Annotated in this window: 14 protein-coding genes; 6 read left to right on the forward strand and 8 right to left on the reverse strand. The window is 54.5% G+C overall.

The features are described from left to right. Positions 1-129: 129 nt before the first annotated feature. The 6 genes from KGP16_RS23730 to KGP16_RS23755 all read left to right on the forward strand — a co-directional run bounded on the left by KGP16_RS23730 (position 130) and on the right by KGP16_RS23755 (position 7158). The gene (locus KGP16_RS23730) at positions 130-1485 is read left to right on the forward strand and encodes an MFS transporter (protein ID WP_209529563.1); all 1356 of its coding nucleotides are present in this window, start codon (positions 130-132) and stop codon (positions 1483-1485) included. A gap of 51 nt (positions 1486-1536) precedes the next feature. After that, positions 1537-3114: an acyl CoA:acetate/3-ketoacid CoA transferase gene (locus tag KGP16_RS23735; protein WP_223498537.1), complete on the forward strand. Its 1578-nt coding sequence runs from the start codon at positions 1537-1539 to the stop codon at positions 3112-3114. A 65-nt stretch (positions 3115-3179) separates the two neighbouring features. Further along, positions 3180-3917: a 3-oxoacyl-ACP reductase FabG gene (fabG, locus tag KGP16_RS23740; RefSeq protein ID WP_223500453.1), complete on the forward strand. Its 738-nt coding sequence runs from the start codon at positions 3180-3182 to the stop codon at positions 3915-3917. A gap of 10 nt (positions 3918-3927) precedes the next feature. Further along, on the forward strand, positions 3928-5112 hold the full coding sequence (locus KGP16_RS23745; RefSeq protein WP_094981520.1) for a thiolase family protein: 1185 nt from the start codon (positions 3928-3930) through the stop codon (positions 5110-5112). A 219-nt stretch (positions 5113-5331) separates the two neighbouring features. Next, positions 5332-6492, forward strand: a complete 1161-nt coding sequence (locus KGP16_RS23750; RefSeq protein WP_172413920.1) for a sugar diacid recognition domain-containing protein — start codon at positions 5332-5334, stop codon at positions 6490-6492. Between the two features lie 207 nt (positions 6493-6699). Further along, complete coding sequence (locus tag KGP16_RS23755) at positions 6700-7158, forward strand: GNAT family N-acetyltransferase (RefSeq protein ID WP_223500454.1); 459 nt, start codon at positions 6700-6702, stop codon at positions 7156-7158. 86 nt (positions 7159-7244) lie between these two features. Here the strand turns inward: KGP16_RS23755 and tldD are convergent, their stop codons facing one another. From tldD to mreB, 8 genes are all read right to left on the reverse strand, one after another. Next, positions 7245-8690, reverse strand: a complete 1446-nt coding sequence (gene tldD / locus KGP16_RS23760; RefSeq protein ID WP_223500455.1) for a metalloprotease TldD — start codon at positions 8688-8690, stop codon at positions 7245-7247. A gap of 7 nt (positions 8691-8697) precedes the next feature. Next, on the reverse strand, positions 8698-9555 hold the full coding sequence (gene nit1 / locus KGP16_RS23765) for a deaminated glutathione amidase (protein ID WP_223500456.1): 858 nt from the start codon (positions 9553-9555) through the stop codon (positions 8698-8700). Further along, positions 9552-13358 (reverse strand): AsmA2 domain-containing protein YhdP, encoded by a 3807-nt coding sequence (yhdP, locus tag KGP16_RS23770; protein ID WP_223500457.1) that lies wholly within the window; start codon positions 13356-13358, stop codon positions 9552-9554. The genes nit1 and yhdP overlap by 4 nt, the downstream gene beginning before the upstream one ends. A gap of 602 nt (positions 13359-13960) precedes the next feature. Beyond that, positions 13961-15430: a ribonuclease G gene (rng, locus tag KGP16_RS23775; protein WP_021807013.1), complete on the reverse strand. Its 1470-nt coding sequence runs from the start codon at positions 15428-15430 to the stop codon at positions 13961-13963. An 85-nt stretch (positions 15431-15515) separates the two neighbouring features. Continuing rightward, the gene (locus tag KGP16_RS23780) at positions 15516-16100 is read right to left on the reverse strand and encodes a nucleoside triphosphate pyrophosphatase (protein ID WP_021180762.1); all 585 of its coding nucleotides are present in this window, start codon (positions 16098-16100) and stop codon (positions 15516-15518) included. Between the two features lie 10 nt (positions 16101-16110). Next, on the reverse strand, positions 16111-16599 hold the full coding sequence (mreD, locus tag KGP16_RS23785; protein WP_021180763.1) for a rod shape-determining protein MreD: 489 nt from the start codon (positions 16597-16599) through the stop codon (positions 16111-16113). Next, on the reverse strand, positions 16596-17588 hold the full coding sequence (gene mreC / locus KGP16_RS23790) for a rod shape-determining protein MreC (RefSeq protein ID WP_021180764.1): 993 nt from the start codon (positions 17586-17588) through the stop codon (positions 16596-16598). The genes mreD and mreC overlap by 4 nt, the downstream gene beginning before the upstream one ends. Positions 17589-17684: 96 nt before the next feature. Continuing rightward, the gene (mreB, locus tag KGP16_RS23795) at positions 17685-18728 is read right to left on the reverse strand and encodes a rod shape-determining protein MreB (protein WP_021180765.1); all 1044 of its coding nucleotides are present in this window, start codon (positions 18726-18728) and stop codon (positions 17685-17687) included. Positions 18729-18830 lie beyond the last annotated feature (102 nt).

The following is an 18830-nucleotide window of genomic DNA, read 5'->3' on the forward strand; positions in this document are numbered from 1 at the left end:
ACCCAATAAACGCGCCAACGTCAGGAAACCTAAAGCGCAATCATTAAAATAATAGAGCACCTGTACCTCTAACAATACAGAACAGCTCTGCCCTGTTTAATCGCCTCATCATGAGGAGGAGTCCTTATTATGTCAAATCGACCGTTAGATATTGCATCGAAAAGCCAGGCGGCAATAACGAATGCAAAAATATATAAACACCTGATGCCGTTACTGATCATTGTTTATATCATCAGCTTTATTGACAGAACCAATATCGGCATTGCCCGAGCCTCGATGTCCATCGATCTTGGGCTTTCCGCTACCGCCTATGGGTTGGGAGCAGGTCTGTTCTTTCTGACTTATTCCACCATGGAGATCCCCAGCAATCTGATCATGGCGCGGGTCGGGGCCCGCTTCTGGATCACCCGCATCATGTTCACCTGGGGGGTGATTTCCGCCGGTATGGCCTTCGTCACCGGTCCCACCTCTTTCTATGTCATGCGCCTGTTACTAGGGGCGGCAGAAGCCGGATTGTACCCCGGTATCATCCTGTACCTTACCTACTGGTTTGGCCGTGAAGATCGCGCCAGAGCCGTCGGCATGTTCCTGCTCGGTGTCTGTATCGCCAATATTGTCGGGGCGCCATTGGGCGGCGCATTGCTGATGCTGGATGGCCTGGGTGGACTGCACGGCTGGCAATGGATGTTTATCATAGAAGGGCTCCCGGCAGTGCTGCTGGCGTTTTATGTGTATGCCGTACTACCCAATAAGCCCCGCGATGCCAAATGGCTGACCAAAACCGACATTGAGTATATTGAAAACAAGCTGGCCGCGGAGCAACCGGTTGGGGTGGATAAGAACCAGAAGTTTTCCTTTAAAACGGCGTTTACCAATAAAACTTTCATGCTGATCGTGGCGATTTATTTCACCCATCAGATTTCGGTCTACAGCCTGACCTATTTCCTGCCAAGCATTATTAACAGCTACGGCAAAATGAGCACCTTGATGCTCGGCCTGTTAACTGCCATTCCGTGGATCGCGGCAGCCTTGGGTGGCTTCTTCCTGCCCAAATATGCCAATACCGCCTCTCGTTCACGCATCATGCTGGTGTCCGGCTTTATGTCGATGGCCGTCGGTTTCCTGATTGGCGTGCTGGGTGGCCCAGTATTAGGGCTGATCGGCTTCTGTATCGGTGCCTCGATGTTCTTCGTCGTGCAATCCATCATCTTTACCTACCCGGCCACGCTGATGAGCGGCCCTATGCTCGCTGGTGGGCTGGGATTACTGGCTTGCCTTGGCATCACCGGCGGGTTCTTCGGGCCATATGTGTTCGGTCTCCTGGAGGATAGAACGGGGTCACCTAGTGCAGGCCTGTGGTTTGCCATCGTGCTGCAGACCCTTGCCATCATCGGGGCTGCGAGGGTGAAACAACCCGCAGGCAGTAAAGATAAACCGGCCAATCAATGCCCCCCGGCAGCAATGAATAGCGTGATTGAGAAATAAAGCCTAAACGCGGTGCCATGGTGCACCGCCGCACAGACGTAAGGTAGCAATATGAGAAATAAAGTCATTTCGGCTCAGCAGGCCGCAGAGTTAGTGAATAACGGCTCGACCCTGTGCACCATCGGCATGACATTGATCGGGGCCGCGGAGTCGATCTTGAAGGCCCTGGAAAATCGCTTTCTTGCAACAGGGGCACCGCACGGGCTGACCTATATTCACTCTGCGGGGCAGTCGAATCGTGAGCGCGGCAATCAGCATTTTACTCCCCCAGGGATGGTAAAACGCATTATTGGTTCGCACTGGGGGCTGGCACCCAAGTGGATGGAAAAGATTGCCGCCAACGAGGTTGAAGCCTTCTGTTTACCGCAGGGGCAGATTGTCCATCTGTATACAGCCATGGCGGCAGGTCAGGCCGGGTATCTGTCCAAAGTCGGGCTGGGTACCTTTATCGATCCCCGCCTGGAAGGCGGCAAAATGAATGCGTTGACCCGCTCCCTGCCAGATTTGGTGGAAGTGGTCAGCCTGCGCGAGGAGGAATATCTGTTCTATCCGGCACTCCCGCTGGATACGGTGATCATTCGTGGCACTACGGCGGATACCGCTGGCAACCTCACCTGTGAGGAAGAGGCCATGAAGCTGGAGATCCTGCAGGCGGTACTGGCGGCGAAACGCTTTGGTGGCAAGGTGATAGCCCAGGTGAAAAATCTGGCGGAAAAAGGGAGTCTGCACCCAAAACAGATCGTGGTGCCGGGGAATTTTATTGATGCCATTGTGGTATGTGAAGACCCCGAGCAAGACCACCGTCAGACCTCCTCCTGGTTCTATGACCCGGCCTATTGCGGCAACCTGGTGACTCCTGCCAGCGAAGTGGAAACGCTGCCGCTGAACATCCGCAAGGTGATTGGCCGCCGCGCTTGCCAATTCCTATCCCCGGACTGTGTGATCAATCTGGGCACCGGTATTCCCAACGATGTTATTGGCACCATCATCCATGAAGAGGGGGTGAGCGAAGCGGTCACCATCACCGTTGAATCAGGTATCTACGGCGGCGTACAGGCCGGTGGCGTTGATTTTGGCATCGGTAAAAACCTGACCGCCATGATTAACCATCAGGAACAGATGCTGTATTACAACGGGGCCGGTGTGGATATTACTTATATGGGTGCAGGCGAGATGGACGCCAACGGGCATATCAACGCCACCCGCATGGGGGACCGCTGTACCGGGGCGGGAGGGTTTATCGATATAACCCAAAATGCACACCACGTGGTGTTTTGCTCCACCTTTACCGCCAAGGGGTTGGAGGTGGCATTCCAGCAAGGGCAATTAACCATCCTGCAGGAAGGCTCGGTTAAAAAACTGGTACGGTCGATTAACCAGATTTCCTATAACGGCGAAATAGCCCGCCAGAAAAAACAAAAAATGCATTTGGTGACTGAACGAGCAGTATTTGAACTGACGGCGCAGGGCCCGATGCTGATAGAAATCGCCCCCGGCGTCGATCTTGAGCGGGACATCCTGCAACAAATGGAATTTATGCCACTTATTTCCCCCTCATTAAAACAAATGGACGCGGCACTATTTTGTGACGCCCCTTTTGGCCTGAAGGAAATGCTGGCCAGGCAGTAAAAACATATTTGTTATCTCTGCGCTAATTCAGCGTGGTCAGGAATTAAAATAATAAGGAGTACCCTATGTGTTTAACGAATAAAGTAGCTATCGTCACCGGGGCCAGCCGTGGTCTTGGGCGAGGCATTGCCCAGGTATTGGCTGAGAAAGGGGCCGCGATAGTCATTTGTGATGTCGACCAGGAAGGTGGCAATAAAACTGCCGCCGAATTGGTGAGCGCGGGCCATAAAGCCATTTTCATCGCCTGTAATATTGCCAACCGCGAAGAGGTTAACCAGTTATTTATTGCGGCTGAGCAGCAGCTGGGGCCGATAGATATTCTGGTCAATAACGCCGGGATTAACCGTGATGCCATGTTACACAAGCTAACGGAAGAGAATTGGGATCTGGTGATAGATATCAACCTGAAAGGAACCTTCCACTGCATGCAAGAAGCCGCCGTGCGGATGCGCGAGCGTGCCAGCGGGCGGATCATCAATATCTCGTCGGCCAGCTGGTTAGGCAATGTTGGGCAAGCCAACTATGCCGCTTCAAAAGCCGGGGTGATCGGCCTGACCAAAACGGCCTGCCGGGAGCTGGCAAAAAAAGGGGTTACCGTTAACGCCATCTGCCCAGGATTTATCGAAACCGATATGACTCGTGGGGTGCCGGAAAAAGTCTGGGACATCATGATCGGCAAAATTCCCGCAGGTTTCGCTGGCGATCCGGTTGATGTCGGCCATTGCGTCGCCTTCCTGGCTTCCGACGAGGCACGCTATATCAATGGCGAAGTGATCAACGTCGGCGGCGGCATGGTGCTGTAAGGAGAATAGAATGAAAAATGCAAATGACATTGTCGTCGTCAGCGGCGTACGCACGGCGATCGGTACCATGGGCGGTAGCTTTAAAGATACGCACCAGCATGATTTGGGCGCAGCGGTGATCCGTGAGGCCGTGGCCCGTGCCGGGCTGCAACCCGCACAAATTGATGAAGTGGTGGTAGGGAACGTAGGGCAAATCGCGGAGAGTGGTTTTATCGCCCGTATTTGTCAGCTGCGCGCGGGGTTACCGAACGAAACAACGTCCTATTCGGTGAACCGCCAGTGCGGTTCGGGTCTGCAAGCGATTGTCGATTGCATGCTGGAACTGCAAACCGGTAACGCCGAGATCACCGTCGCCTGTGGGACAGAGAATATGACCCAACTGCCCCACTATATTCGCAAGGCTCGTTATGGTTATCGTCTTGGGCACGGAGAATTGGAAGATGGCATTGTCTCTATCTTGACCTGGCCGGAAGGACCTTATCACAACGGTATGACCGCCGAGTTCGTCGCGGAACGTTTTAACATCAGCCGTGAGGCGATGGACGAGTTTGCCTGGTGCAGTCAGCAAAAAGCCTTGGCAGCCATCAAAGAGGGGCATTTTACCTCGCAAATCCTGCCGCTGGAGGTTCGTGAAGGCAAGAACAGCCGTCTGTTTGCCATCGATGAACACCCAAGGGATACGCCGAAAGAAAAGTATGCGCAGTTGAAGCCGGCGTTTAAAAAAGACGGCACGGTCACAGCAGCAACGTCATCAGGTATCAATGATGGGGCCGCCGCACTGGTTGTCACTACCCGTGCCAACGCGGAAAAACTGGGGCTACCCATCCGGATGGTGATCCGAGGCTGGGCAGTGGCAGGTTGTGAGGCAGAAATCATGGGCTTTGGCCCGGCACCGGCAACTCGTAAACTGATGCAAAAGTTGAATATGTCGGTGCACGATATCGACCTTATCGAGCTTAATGAGGCCTTTGCCGCCCAATCATTGGCGGTGATTAACGATCTGGAGTTGGATCCGGCGAAAGTGAACGTCAACGGGGGAGCCATTGCGCTGGGGCATCCTGTTGGGGCCAGCGGTGCCATCATCGCTGTAAAACTGATGTATGAGATGGAGCGCCGTGGCGTCAATAGCGGTTTAGCCACCATGTGTATCGGTGGAGGGCAAGGGATCTCAATGCTGTTTGAGCGGGAAAGGTAGTCTCTTAAGTTAGCGCAATAGATATTTCCGGCCCTCTGACAAAGAGAGGGTCGGATGGCAAACATCGGCTTACGCATTGAGTTACCTGAATTGTATTAAGTTTACTACGTAGATCGGTTGATGGGTCAATAAGCTTACCGTGAAATTGGCAAGAAACATTCGATATTATATTTATCCCCCCTCACTACAATAGAGGTTTTATATCATAAAGGTATGAGTATGCTGATCACCTTAGAGCTGGCTAATACCATTGTGAAACGAGCGATGAGTATTATCCATTATAATGTTAATGTTATTGACCATCAGGGCGTAATTATCGCTTCGGGCGAACCACATAGGATCGGTGAACGGCATGAAGTGGCATTTGAGGTGATAAAGAGCCGCCAGCGGATGACGATAGAAAATGCTCAGCAGGCGGCCAGGTACCGAAATGTGCAACCCGGTATCAATCATCCGATTATCGTGGATGATCAGGTAGTTATGGTGATAGGTATCAGTGGCAATCCTGCCGCGATTGCGCGTTATGCCGAGCTGGCGATTCTGGCGGCGGAGCTGTTGATCAAACAGTCTTTAGCTATCCGGGAAATGAACTGGCAATACCGCATCAGAGATCTGTTGCTAAAACAGTATCTTGAAGTGGGCGATACTGACAAAGGTAAGGAAATACTTCACCAGTTGGTACAGCAAGAGATCGACCTGTCACAACCCCTGTTGCCGGTATTGATCAATATTGAAACCGGCGGGCATTTATTGGGGCAAACCATCGATCACATCCTCAATAAACTCTCACATATTTTAAAATCCCAACGGGTAATATTGCTCAGCAATGATGAGATCCTGTTAATTATTACCGCGATCGAACAGACCGAAGCCACGGTTAAAGCTATGAACGCCTTTATGGAAACTCAGCTGAGCCATTACACTATTGGCATTGGGGTAGAGTCTGGCTCTGCTGGGATTTTCCGCCAATCGGTATTTATGATCAAAGAGATGATAGAACATGCTCGGGAGTCGTTACCACAACCGCGGGTCATTAACGGCCAGCAATTTGCCTTCAGCGGGTTGTTGAATGAAGCCAGCAGCAGCTCATTTACCCTTTATTTCAAACAGAGAATCGATAAATTACTGATGCTGAGCACGGGTCAAATGCTGCTCAACACGTTAAGTACCTATATCGCACACAATGCCGAACTGGCAAACGCTGCGCGGGAACTTGGGGTACATCGCAACACGCTCACCTACCGGCTTAACCAGATAAAAGAAGCGACGTCGTTGGATCCCTTTAATTTCAAGGAACTTAGCCAACTGATGATTGCACTTTACTATCATCAGGGGACCCCGCTGTCTAATGCGACGGCTGTCACCAACGATCCCCAATGATGTGTCTGGAGAGGTTGCTACGATCCAGACTCACCCTCTTTGTCAGAAAACTTCCTGATTCATCCAGCTAATCGCATAGTAAAATTCAGTATATTCATTAAGTTATGGAGTGATATTATGACTGAATGACTAGCTGTTATCACCATTCTGGCCGTCATCAGCCCAGGGCCGTCATTTCATGGTTAACAAAAAAAGTAAGGGTTAAAGATGGAAATAAGCTGGCAGGCATTGAAAGGCAACGTCCTCAGTGCGCAGCAGTTGCATGATATTCTGGCGCTGCGCATGGCGGTGTTTGTCGTCGAGCAGACGTGCCCGTTTCAGGATATTGATGGACAGGATTTGCTTAATAGCACCCTTCACGTTGCCGGATACAGCGGCGGTAAGCTTATCGCCTACGCGAGAGTGCTGCACGTGGATGATTCTCCGGATGCGGCCAAAATCACGCGAGTGATTGTTGATGATTCCGTCAGGGGTCAGAAGCTGGGGGTCAGGCTGATGGAAAAAACGATGTCCTTAATCCTCGGCGATGCACCAGGCAAGGCGATAAAGCTCTCGGCACAATCTCACCTCGTCAAATTCTATGAAGGATTCGGTTTCAAAACGGTATCCGGCGAATACCTTGATGATGGCATACCCCATAAGGATATGGAGTATACGGAGGCGTAAGCCAAGCCGGGTCTTATCCGGTTTCACAAATTAGCTTTGGCCCCAACCCACCAAGGGTCAGGGCTTGATACATTAAACCGCGCTTATTACGCCGTGCCGCCCACGGTAAGTGAATCCAGCTTCAGCGTAGGCTGACCAACGCCTACCGGCAGGCTCTGCCCTTCTTTACCGCACACGCCTACGCCCTTATCCAGCGCCAGATCGTTACCCACCATCGAAATCTGCTGCATCGCCTCAATACCTGAACCAATCAACGTGGCACCCTTCACCGGTTTGGTGACGCGGCCATTTTCGATCAGATAGGCTTCAGAGGTGGAGAAGACAAATTTCCCGGAGGTGATATCAACCTGACCACCGCCGAAGTTTGGCGCATACAGGCCATACTCCACGCTGGCGATAATATCTTCTGGCGTTGAATTGCCCGCCAGCATGTAGGTGTTGGTCATACGCGGCATCGGCAGGTGAGCATAAGACTCGCGGCGGCCGTTGCCGGTAGGCGCAACGCCCATCAGCCGTGCGTTGAGTTTATCCTGCATGTAGCCTTTCAGGATGCCGTTCTCAATCAGCACGTTGTATTGGCCCGGTACGCCTTCGTCATCGATCGCCAGTGAACCACGGCGGCCTTGCAAGGTGCCATCATCCACCACGGTGCACAGTTCAGAAGCCACAAGCTGGCCCATCTGGCCGCTGAATACCGAGGTACCACGGCGGTTGAAGTCGCCTTCCAGCCCGTGACCGACCGCTTCATGCAGCAACACGCCCGGCCAACCCGCGCCCAGTACCACAGGCATGGTGCCCGCAGGGGCAGCCACGGCAGAGAGGTTGACCAGCGCCATACGCACCGCTTCTTTGGCAAAAGCATCGGCACGCACTTCACCGTCCACCACTTCCAGGAAGTAGTCATAGCCAAAACGGCCACCGCCACCGCTGGCTCCGCGCTCACGTTTGCCGTTTTCTTCCACCAGCACGCTGACGGAGAAACGCACCAGCGGGCGAACGTCCGCCGCCAGGGTGCCGTCCGTTGCCGCAACCAGTATCTGCTCATACACGCCGGTAATGCTGGCCGTCACTTCCTGCACGCGCTTGTCTTCAGCACGCGCGACCTTGTCTACCCGGTGCAACAGCGCGATCTTCTCTTCCCGCGGCAGGCTTTGCAGCGGATCGAGCAAAGGATACAGCGCCTGGTAGCCGATCTCACCCAGCGTATGGACTTTGCCATTGCCGCTGTCACGCACAATGCTGCGAGCAGCCTGTGCACTTTGGTTCAGGGCGTTCAGGGTGATTTGGTCCGCATAGGCAAAGCCGGTCTTTTCACCGCTGACCGCGCGCACGCCAACGCCCTGGTCGATATTGTACGAGCCATCTTTGATGATGCCATCCTCAATCACCCAGGCTTCGTGGTAGCTGGACTGAAAATAGAGGTCGGCGTAATCGAGGCGGCGTTCGGCCAGTTGACCCAATACGGAGAACAGGTCTTGATGACTCAGCTTATTCACAGCGAGTAACTGCTCACTGACAAACGACAGGCTCATAATTTTTTCACTCTTTATTGGCGGAGTTTTCAACCGGCGCAATCAGCGTCGGCTGGAATCGGTTATGTTGCATTACCGGCATCTGCTTGCGTACCGTATGCAACTTGCCGGTATTTACGCGCACTTTCAGCGCGGACACGGCGTCGGGGTTTTCTGCCAGCACATTGCCCCAGCTGTCTACCACCATGGAATGTCCCCAGGTACGGCGAGTTGCCCCGTGGCGGCCTACCTGCGCGGGAGCCAGGATCACACACTGGTTCTCGATAGCGCGGGCACGCAGCAAAATTTCCCAGTGTGCCTCACCGGTCACGCGGGTAAATGCGGCGGGTACCGAGATCAGCTCCGCACCTTTCGCACGCAGCGCCTGATACAGGCCAGGGAAGCGCAGGTCGTAGCATATCGTCATCCCCAAGCGGCCAACCGGCGTATCAATCACCGTTAATTGCTGGCCATGCTGATAGGTATCTGACTCGCGGTAATGGGCGTGGATATCATTGATATCTACGTCGAACATGTGCAGTTTGTCGTAACGACCACGGATTTCACCCTGATCGTCAAACAGCAGGCTGCTGGTGGTGATGCGCGTCGGATCTTCGCGGCTGATCAATGGCATAGAGCCAACCAGCAACCATACCCCATAACGGCGAGCCATATCGCGCACCGCCTGCTGCAGCGGCCCGTGACCTTCCGTTTCCGCATGTTCACGGTAGGCGGCCGAGTTGGCAAACAGTAAGGCGTTCTCCGGAGTCATCACCAGCTTTATCCCGGGATTAAGCTGCTTGATCTGCTGCTCAATCTGGGCCAGGTTGTCCCGTATCTGCTCACCGCTACACAGCTGTAATAACGCAACGTTAGCATTTTTCATGGCGATTTATCCTCTTTTGGCTTACGCAACACCTCATGAATACTTGGGTGGTCCAGGCTGCCGGTAATGTCATAGCGGATAAACGAGATCTTGCTCCACAACGGCCCCAGCACTTTCGAGGCCGCAAACACCGCCGCCCCCACAATCGGGTTGATCACAAACGCGGTCGCCACTCCGACCGTCGCCGAGATCTCTGGCGCTATCACGGCCTGCATATCAATCTGGCGTTTCACCAGGTCGATCTGGCCGCTCATGGCGATATCCGCCGCCAGCCCATCCACCAAAAAGTTATCTGTATGCATTATGCCATCTTTCGCCCAGATAGTGCCGCGTATGGAGTCAAAGTAAAATCCATTACCGAAGGTATCACGGAAGTCGAACTGTAATTTGCGCAGCAGGGCATCAAAGCTGACCAGGCGTAACAACTGCCCAGCCCGGCCACCGCCGACGTTGTCAATCTCGCCTTTGCCCAGATCGACCTTCATGGTGCCATTGAGCGTGTTGATCTGCGGTTTCCATGGCTGCCCATGCCAGTGCAGATCAAAATCGATATCGTAAGGCGCGTCTTTTAATGGAATGATCACGCCGAAGAAACTGGCGGTGCGATCGATTTTGCTGCCCAGCAGTTTGCCCTTTAACGCACTGCGCTCTTCCTGAGCGTTCTGTTTCCACAGGCCGGTGGCGCTCATACGGCCATAGCCGGTATCTACCAGGCCATGGCTTAGCACCAGAGAATCCCCCTCACGTTTGAGATCGGCCTCCACCGTGCCAAGATTCTGCCCCATCACCCAGCAGGATTTACAACGCAACATCAGCGAAGGCCAATCCTGGAACGAGATCCGCTCCTTCGAGTCCAACGGGTTGGTTCCACCAGCACTGCCGTCGCCGCTGGCAAACTGCGGGTTGTAGTAAAGATAGCCGAGATCCGCACGCCACACGCCCTTATCCGGCATCGACAGGCTACCATCAATCTCTTTACCCTTGGCGGTGACGGTCGTTCCCGCCAACTGCTGCACGACCGCCAGCTGAAGGTTATGCCACGCCTGTCCGCCCAGCGTCAGCTGTGGGGTTTCGAGCGTTACGCTGGTTGGGAACACAAAGCTGCCCACCTTGCCTGCACCGCTGCTTTGCTTCATCGCCGGTGCCAATAGCCCCAGCCACTGCTCGCCATCCAACGCGGGCAGATTGAGCACCAGGGATTTATCTTTGGGTAACGTTGGGGTAGCGGAACCGCCGGTTTGCCAAGCGCCACGTGCCAGCGTCACCTGCTGTTTGGCCAACAGCCATTCGCTGTTGAAGTGGTTTTGCTTGCCCGCACTGCCATTGAGCATAAATCCTTGCAGACCGCCGTTCACTTTTACGTTAACGGGTAACGCTTCCCCTGCGGCTTTATTCAGGGGAGAAGGTAAGTGACTGCTTACTTTTTTCAGATCGGCATTCACACCAATCTCATAGTTCGGCTCGCCTTTATGCGGCAGGTTGATGGCCACTTTACCCTGCCAGGCGGCGCTGCCTGCCAGCTTTTTGGCAAACTCTGGCGGCAGGCCTTCAACCTTGGCCGGTTGCCAATCGCCTTTCAGCCCAACGTTAACCTTATAATCCTGTTTGCCTTCCAGCGTATCGAAGTTGACCGTCAGCGGCTGCCCAAACCAGTTGGCCGTCAGGGTATCGCTCTGCAGGTTGCCGTTGTCGAAACGGAACTTGCCGCTTACTCTCTCTAGCTGGCTCTCCAGCGGCTTGACCAACAACGAGTTGTTATTCAGCGTCACTTCACCGCTGGCGTTAACCAGCTCACCGTCCAACGGAATATTCAGATGTAAGCGCCCACTTACATTGCCACCCACCTGCAGCTCATCTAACGCCGCCCCGACAGAGTCATCCAGTGGGGTCTGCATGAAATAGTCGTGGATAGCTTGCCCGGTACCCGCAACGTCGGCATCAATCAACAGGCGTTGTTTGCTATAGTCCGGAATGACGGCGCTAATATTTCTGCCCGTCGCAGTGCCCAGTTTGGTTTGCGGCGCATTCATCCACAGGCCATTGTTGGCAAAATCGAGGTCGATCGCCAGATCGTCCAGCGCTGGCCATTCCGGCTGGAACTGGAAGGTAGCGTGGCGTAGTGGGACAAACACCTGAAACTGCCCTTCGTTCTTCTCATACGGGAAGTGCTGCGGATCGCCCGCATAAATCAGGGAAGCATTATCAACCTGCCCACCCTGGATCGCCTCGCTGAGATAATCCACCAAATGTTTACCCATCAGCGGTTCAGGGAAATAACGCCAGGCATCGGCGGCATCATACAAACGGATGCCAGCCAGAATATCCAGCCAAGGCTCGCCGTTGGCCGGTTGCTGATAGCGGAAATCACCGTTAATCCACAGGGATTTGGCCTGTACATCCAGACTTTGGCTTGCCAATTGCCAGCCTTGAGCGTTGTTTTGCCAGGTCAACGCCCCGCTTGCACGGCCGATCTCCAACGGTGCCCGGAACATATCGCCATAAGGCAGCGTGCTGTTATTCAGCCCCAGCGTCAGACGGCCGTTTTCCACGCCCCCGGTTAACGCGCCGGAAAAGTGATCGACGCCCGGCAACAGTTTCCAGTGTTGCCAGCTCAGATCCTGCCACCACGCCTGAAAACGGGTTTTTTCCGGCTGTTGCAGCGGGATATCCAACGCCAGCGCCCTAAGCATGCCGCGAGGTTGTAAGTCTTTCCAGTGCTCCAGCACTTCCGGGCTGAGGAACGAGAAGGTAGGCAGCAACGCTTCCAAACGTTCCAACTGGATGCCGGTGGCACGGATACGGAGTTCTTCACTCTGGTTTGGCCCGATAAATTGGGTATTTTCCGGCAACCACAGCGCAGTAAGGGTTCCGGGTGCCCAGGCTTGGCCATCGGTTTTCAGGTTCAGGGCAGGTGCATGCACCTGCCAGCCGTTGCCCTCACGGCTCAGTGCCAGCGCCAGATTATCGACGTCCAACCGGTGTTGATCGCCACCCGCCAACCAACTGGCGGTGCCTTTATTAAGCAGGGCATTACCGCTGTAGATTGCGCCATTTTTGATATTGAGCCAGGCGGCCAGGCTGAAATCGGCACTTTCGAGACCGGTATTGGTTTTCAGCCAGCGGCTGAACCAGGGCTTCATGTCGATTTCATCGGCCTGCATATAGATGGTGCCGGTATTGAGCAACCCCTGCTCATCCCGCAGATCCAGGCGTAACTGTACCGCACCGTGCTGGCCATTCAGGCTGGTCAGGCTGATTTGACCTTCCGCGCGATGGCGGTTATAGCTGTTGAGCCAGGTCATTTGCGGGATATGAAATTCAGCACGCGAGCCTGATGGGGTAAGGAACGAGAGGCGGCTGTTGCGCAGATCAAAGTGATCCAACTGATACAGGAACAGATCGCTGACTCCGTTCGGGGTAAGGCCATTGCTACCTTCCCCCCCGAGCGTCGCGTCAAGATCAAGCTGCAACTGATAGAAGGTGAGATCGCGGAACTGCCAGCGCCAATGCAGCAGGGATTGCCACACGTCCAGCGCCAGCGTGACGCGCTCGATCTGGATTTTGCTTGTTGGCAGGGCCAAACGGATGTTGCGGGCCTCCAGCGTGGGGCCAAAGGTTTCCCAACTGCCCTGGATAAAGTCGGCCTCGACGGGCACCCCGGCGATCGCCTGCACCTTCTCCAGCAATTGCGGGCGATAGTGGTTAAGCTCAGGCAGCACCAGACGCAACCCGCTGATCAGCAACGCCACAACAACAATCAAAATGGCGCCTGTGGCTAACAGGATCCCGGGCAGTCGCCTCACGCATTTCTCCTTAATGACCAAATATATAACCTAACGCTTGTGCCCCTCACCCTAACCCTCTCCCACAGGGAGAGGGGACCGATCGAGTTAGGCTGAAAGTATTGTGATCCTTCATGAGCACCGGATGATCCACCTTGGATGCGGAGCCGATCACGGTTGCCTAGATGACTTCTTTACCTCCAAAAGAGCAGGAACTAACAGCTCCCTCTCCCCGCGAAAGAGGGTTGTGATCCTTCATAAGCACCGGCTATTCCACCTGCATGAGGGGGCGATCACGGTGCCCAAATCACTTCTTTACCTCCAAAAGAGCAGGAACTAACAGCTCCCTCTCCCCGCGAAAGAGGGTTGTGATCCTTCATAAGCACCGGCTATTCCACCTGCATGAGGGGGCGATCACGGTGCCCAAATCACTTCTTTACCTCCAAAAGAGCAGGAACTAACAGCTCCCTCTCCCCGCGAAAGAGGGTTGTGACCCTTCATAAGCACCGGCTATTCCACCTGCATGAGGGGGCGATCACGGTGCCCAAATCACTTCTTTACCTCCAAAAGAGCAGGAACTAACAGCTCCCTCTCCCCATGGGAGAGGGTTGGGGTGAGGGGTACTACATCATCACAACGTCAAACTGTTCCTGGCTGTATAAAGGTTCGATCTGCACCTTGACCTGTTTGCCAACGAAGATTTCCACTTCCGCCAGCGCGTGTGACTCTTCACTTTTCAGCGCTTCACCCACGGCCGCAGAGGCATAGACCAGGAAACGATCGGAATCGTAAGCATGATGTACGCGCACGATCTCACGCATAATCTCATAGCAGACGGTTTCCACCGTTTTCACCGTTCCGCGCCCTTGGCAGGTCGGGCAGTCGTTACACAGCACATGCTCAATACTTTCACGCGTGCGTTTACGCGTCATCTCCACTAAGCCTAGTTGAGAGAAACCATTGATTGTGGTTTTTACCCGATCTTTACTCAGTGCCAGCTCCAACGAGTGCAATACCCGACGGCGGTGTTCATCATTGTTCATATCGATGAAATCAATGATGATGATGCCGCCCAGGTTGCGCAACCGCAGCTGGCGGGCAATGGCCTGCGTCGCTTCGATGTTGGTATTGAAGATGGTTTCATCAAGATTGCGGTGGCCGACAAAGGCCCCGGTGTTGATATCCACGGTGGTCATGGCTTCGGTTTGATCGATGATCAGGTAACCGCCGGACTTCAATTCAACCTTGCGTTCAAGCGCCCGCTGGATCTCGTTCTCGACGTCGTACAGATCGAAGATCGGCTGGCTGCCGGTATACAGCTCCAGCTTATTGGTGATATCCGGGATGTACTCGCCGGTAAATTCCACCAATTGGTCATGCGTCAGGCGCGAGTCGACGCGGATACGATCCAGCGCCGCCCCGGCAAAGTCGCGCAGGATACGGTGCGCCAACGCAAGTTCGCCATACAGTTTGTATTTGGTCTGGTTGCGCTTTTTGCGCTCCATGACTTTGGTCCACAAACGCTTGAGGAAGGCAGCATCCTGCGCCAGCTCTTCTTCACCTACCCCTTCAGCCGCAGTGCGGATGATAAAGCCGCCCAGATCGTCGCAATATCCCGCCACGGCACGCTTGAGACGCTCGCGTTCGGCTTCACTTTCAATGCGTTGGGAAACCCCCACGTGTGCTGCGCCCGGCATAAAGACCAGGTAGCGCGAAGGTAGAGTGATATCGGTAGTGAGGCGTGCACCTTTGGTGCCAAGCGGATCTTTCACCACCTGAACCATCAGATCCTGCCCCTGCCGCACCAGTTCGGCGATATCACGCACGGAGAAATTCTTTTGTTCATCACCGGCAACACACTCGGTGTGCGGCATGATATCGGAGGCGTGCAGGAAGGCCGCTTTATCCAGGCCAATATCGACAAAGGCCGCCTGCATGCCGGGTAACACGCGGCTGACACGCCCTTTGTAGATATTGCCCACGATGCCACGCTTGGCTTCGCGCTCTATATGGATCTCTTGCAGAATGCCGCCGTCAATATAGGCAACCCGCGTTTCCGACGGCGTAATATTTACCAGTAGCTCAGCTGTCATGCTTTCTCCTCAGAGCCGGTGTAGCGCCTGCCCTTATCTTTCCTGTGCTCACGCTATGGCGGCGACGGGAAATCTAGTGGTGGCATCAGCCGGCTCTTACCTCTCGTAATGCGACAAAATGACTGAGCAGCTCATGTGTTTCGACCAGCGGCAACCCCATCACCGCGTGATAACTTCCGGTTATCGTTCTGACGAAACAACCACCCTTACCTTGAATTCCGTAAGCGCCCGCTTTATCCATCGGTTCGCCTGTGGCGATATAGTCGCAGATATCCTGTGGTGACAGATTGCGGAACGTCACGTCGGTGACCACCAGTTGGCATAAAACGCCCTGTTTATCGGCAATCGCCACGGCGGTCATCACCTGATGCTGTTTCCCGGACAAGGCTGCCAGCATCTGCGCCGCATGCTCTTCATCCCGCGGTTTTTCCAACACCTGGCCGTTCAACACCACGATAGTATCTGCACCCAGCACGGGCCAATCCTGTTGCGCCAGAGTTACACCTGCCCTGGCCTTATCCTGCGCCAGACGGCGAACGTAATTTTCCGCCGCTTCCCCTTCCTGCCGCTGCTCTTCAGTATGCGTCAGAATCACTTCAAACGGTACGCCGAGCAGAGTCAGCAGTTCATGGCGACGGGGAGAACCGGAAGCAAGATAGAGCGAAAACATCGTTATAACCTCATTGTACGGCAAACTGACGGCGGATCTTGCGCATCAGCAGGAATAACCACGGCCAAAGCACGCCGTTGACCACACTACTCCAGAACACCTCGGGGCGGAAAGAGACGTTGATCACTAAAAACTCCGCCCAGAACACCACCACGTCCATGGCCAATGATAGCAGCACGACGATCAGCGCTTGCTGCCACAGGGCCATATTGCGGAATAATTGGAATTTGAACGCGACGAGATAGGCGATGATGCCCATGGCCAGCGCACGCACGCCGAGCGTGGAACCCAGGATCAGATCCATGATCAACCCCAGGATAAAGCCGGTGCCGACGTTAACCCGATGGGGTAACGCCATCACCCAGTAAGTGAGGATCAGCAGCAGCCAGGATGGCCGGAACATGTAGATTTGGTCCGGCCACGGCATGATTTGCAGCACTAATGCTACCAGGAATGACAGCCAGATAATCCAGCGCCCGTTGCTGCGATAGCGATTCATCGGGTTGCCCCCACCGGTGGCGGCTGAACGGTACCGGTAGCGGGAGCCGGCAGCGGAGCCGGTGGGCCCATGGCATCAGCCGGTGGCAATACCTGCGGCATCATCTGCATCAGGCGTTCATTGGCAACGCGGTGAACTTCCTCCGGCGGCAGCGGCATGGTGCCGTTGCGATCGGCACCCCATAGTAACAACAGATAGCGCAAGCGTTGCAGACCAGCGGTTGGCCGCGCCTGGATCACGGTATAGGCGCGTTGGTTATCCACTTTTACCGAGGACACCACAGCGACCGGATACCCTTCCGGGAAGCGCCCGCCCAAACCGGAGGTGACCAGCACATCCCCGACGCGGATATCGGTATTGCCCGGCAGATGTTCCAGCTGCAGGTCATCCGTACAGCCACTGCCTGCGGCAATCACCCGGATATCATTGCGCAATACCTGGATCGGCAACGCATGGGAAGCATCACAGATCAGCAGGACGCGGCTGGTCATTTTAGCCACCGCCACCACCTGCCCGACCACGCCTTTATCACTGATAACCGGCTGGCCTTCATAAACCCCGTTGTCCGACCCTTTATCAATCACTACCTGATCGCTATAGGGATCTGAACCGGTGGAGATCACCTGAGTGACCATTTTGTGTTCGTCCTGGCGCAACGGCGAGCCTAGCAGCTCACGCAAACGGGCATTTTCCTGTTTGAATTGGCCAAGAAGAAGATTATCGCTGTTTTTGAGTAACAGTTCCTGCCGCAGAGCACGGTTTTCCAGCTCTAGCTGTTGGCGGGTAGCCAGCGTTTCCGATACGCTGTCCAAAACTTTACGCGGCCCGTTAGCCAAGAAGTAAAAAGGGCTGACGGCGGTGTCCATGTAGTTTCGTATTTTAACGAACGTACCGAGCCGGCTGTCGGCAACGATCAGCGCAATCGCCACGATCACTGCCAGGAAAAGTCGTAGTTGCAGGGAAGGCCCCCTGCTAAAAATCGGCTTCATAAATTATGCACGTTCCTCGACAACAGAAAGGGGAACGCACCAGATGCCAGGTTAATGCCGTCATCCGCTACGATCCCTCCATTCTGGGGCTGCTCACTATTCTTCGCTGAACAAATCGCCGCCATGCATGTCGATCATTTCCAACGCCTTGCCACCACCGCGAGCCACACAGGTGAGAGGATCTTCAGCCACCACTACCGGGATACCGGTCTCTTCCATCAGCAGGCGATCCAGGTTACGCAGCAATGCGCCACCACCGGTCAGCACCATACCGCGTTCGGAGATATCGGAAGCCAGTTCCGGCGGGCACTGTTCCAGCGCAACCATGACCGCGCTGACGATACCGGTCAGAGGTTCCTGCAAAGCTTCGAGAATTTCATTGGAGTTCATGGTGAAGCCACGCGGCACACCTTCTGCCAGGTTACGGCCACGCACTTCAATTTCACGCACTTCGTCATCCGGATAGGCCGAGCCGATACCGTGCTTGATACGTTCTGCGGTAGCTTCACCGATCAGTGAACCGTAGTTACGGCGCACATAATTAATGATGGCTTCGTCAAAGCGGTCACCGCCGATACGCACGGAAGAGGAGTACACCACGCCGTTAAGCGAGATCACCGCCACTTCAGTAGTACCACCACCGATATCAACCACCATGGAGCCAGTGGCTTCCGATACTGGCAGACCCGCACCGATCGCCGCAGCCATAGGCTCTTCAATCAGGAAGACTTCACGCGCGCCTGCGCCCTGAGCGGACTCACGGATCGCACGGCGTTCAACCTGGGTGGCACCAACAGGTACGCAAACCAGTACGCGCGGGCTTGGGCGCATAAAGCTGTTGCTGTGAACCTGCTTGATGAAATGCTGCAGCATTTTTTCGGTGACAAAGAAGTCGGCGATCACGCCGTCTTTCATTGGGCGAATAGCCGCGATATTGCCAGGCGTACGCCCCAGCATTTGCTTGGCATCATGACCTACGGCCGCAACGCTCTTGGGTGAGCCGGCACGATCCTGACGAATGGCAACCACCGACGGTTCATTCAGTACAATGCCTTGTCCTTTAACATAAATCAGGGTATTGGCGGTACCCAAGTCGATGGACAAGTCATTAGAAAACATGCCACGAAATTTCTTAAACATAACGAAAGGATAATCCTGCAAGCTGGGGGCGGAAAATAAAATCCGCCTACTTTACCAACCACACGAAGCAGCGACAAGGCGCAAAAACGTCCTACTTCGGTG

It is taken from the genome of Serratia sp. JSRIV006, assembly GCF_019968685.1.
In the GTDB taxonomy this organism is placed as follows: Bacteria; Pseudomonadota; Gammaproteobacteria; order Enterobacterales; family Enterobacteriaceae; genus Chania; species Chania fonticola_B.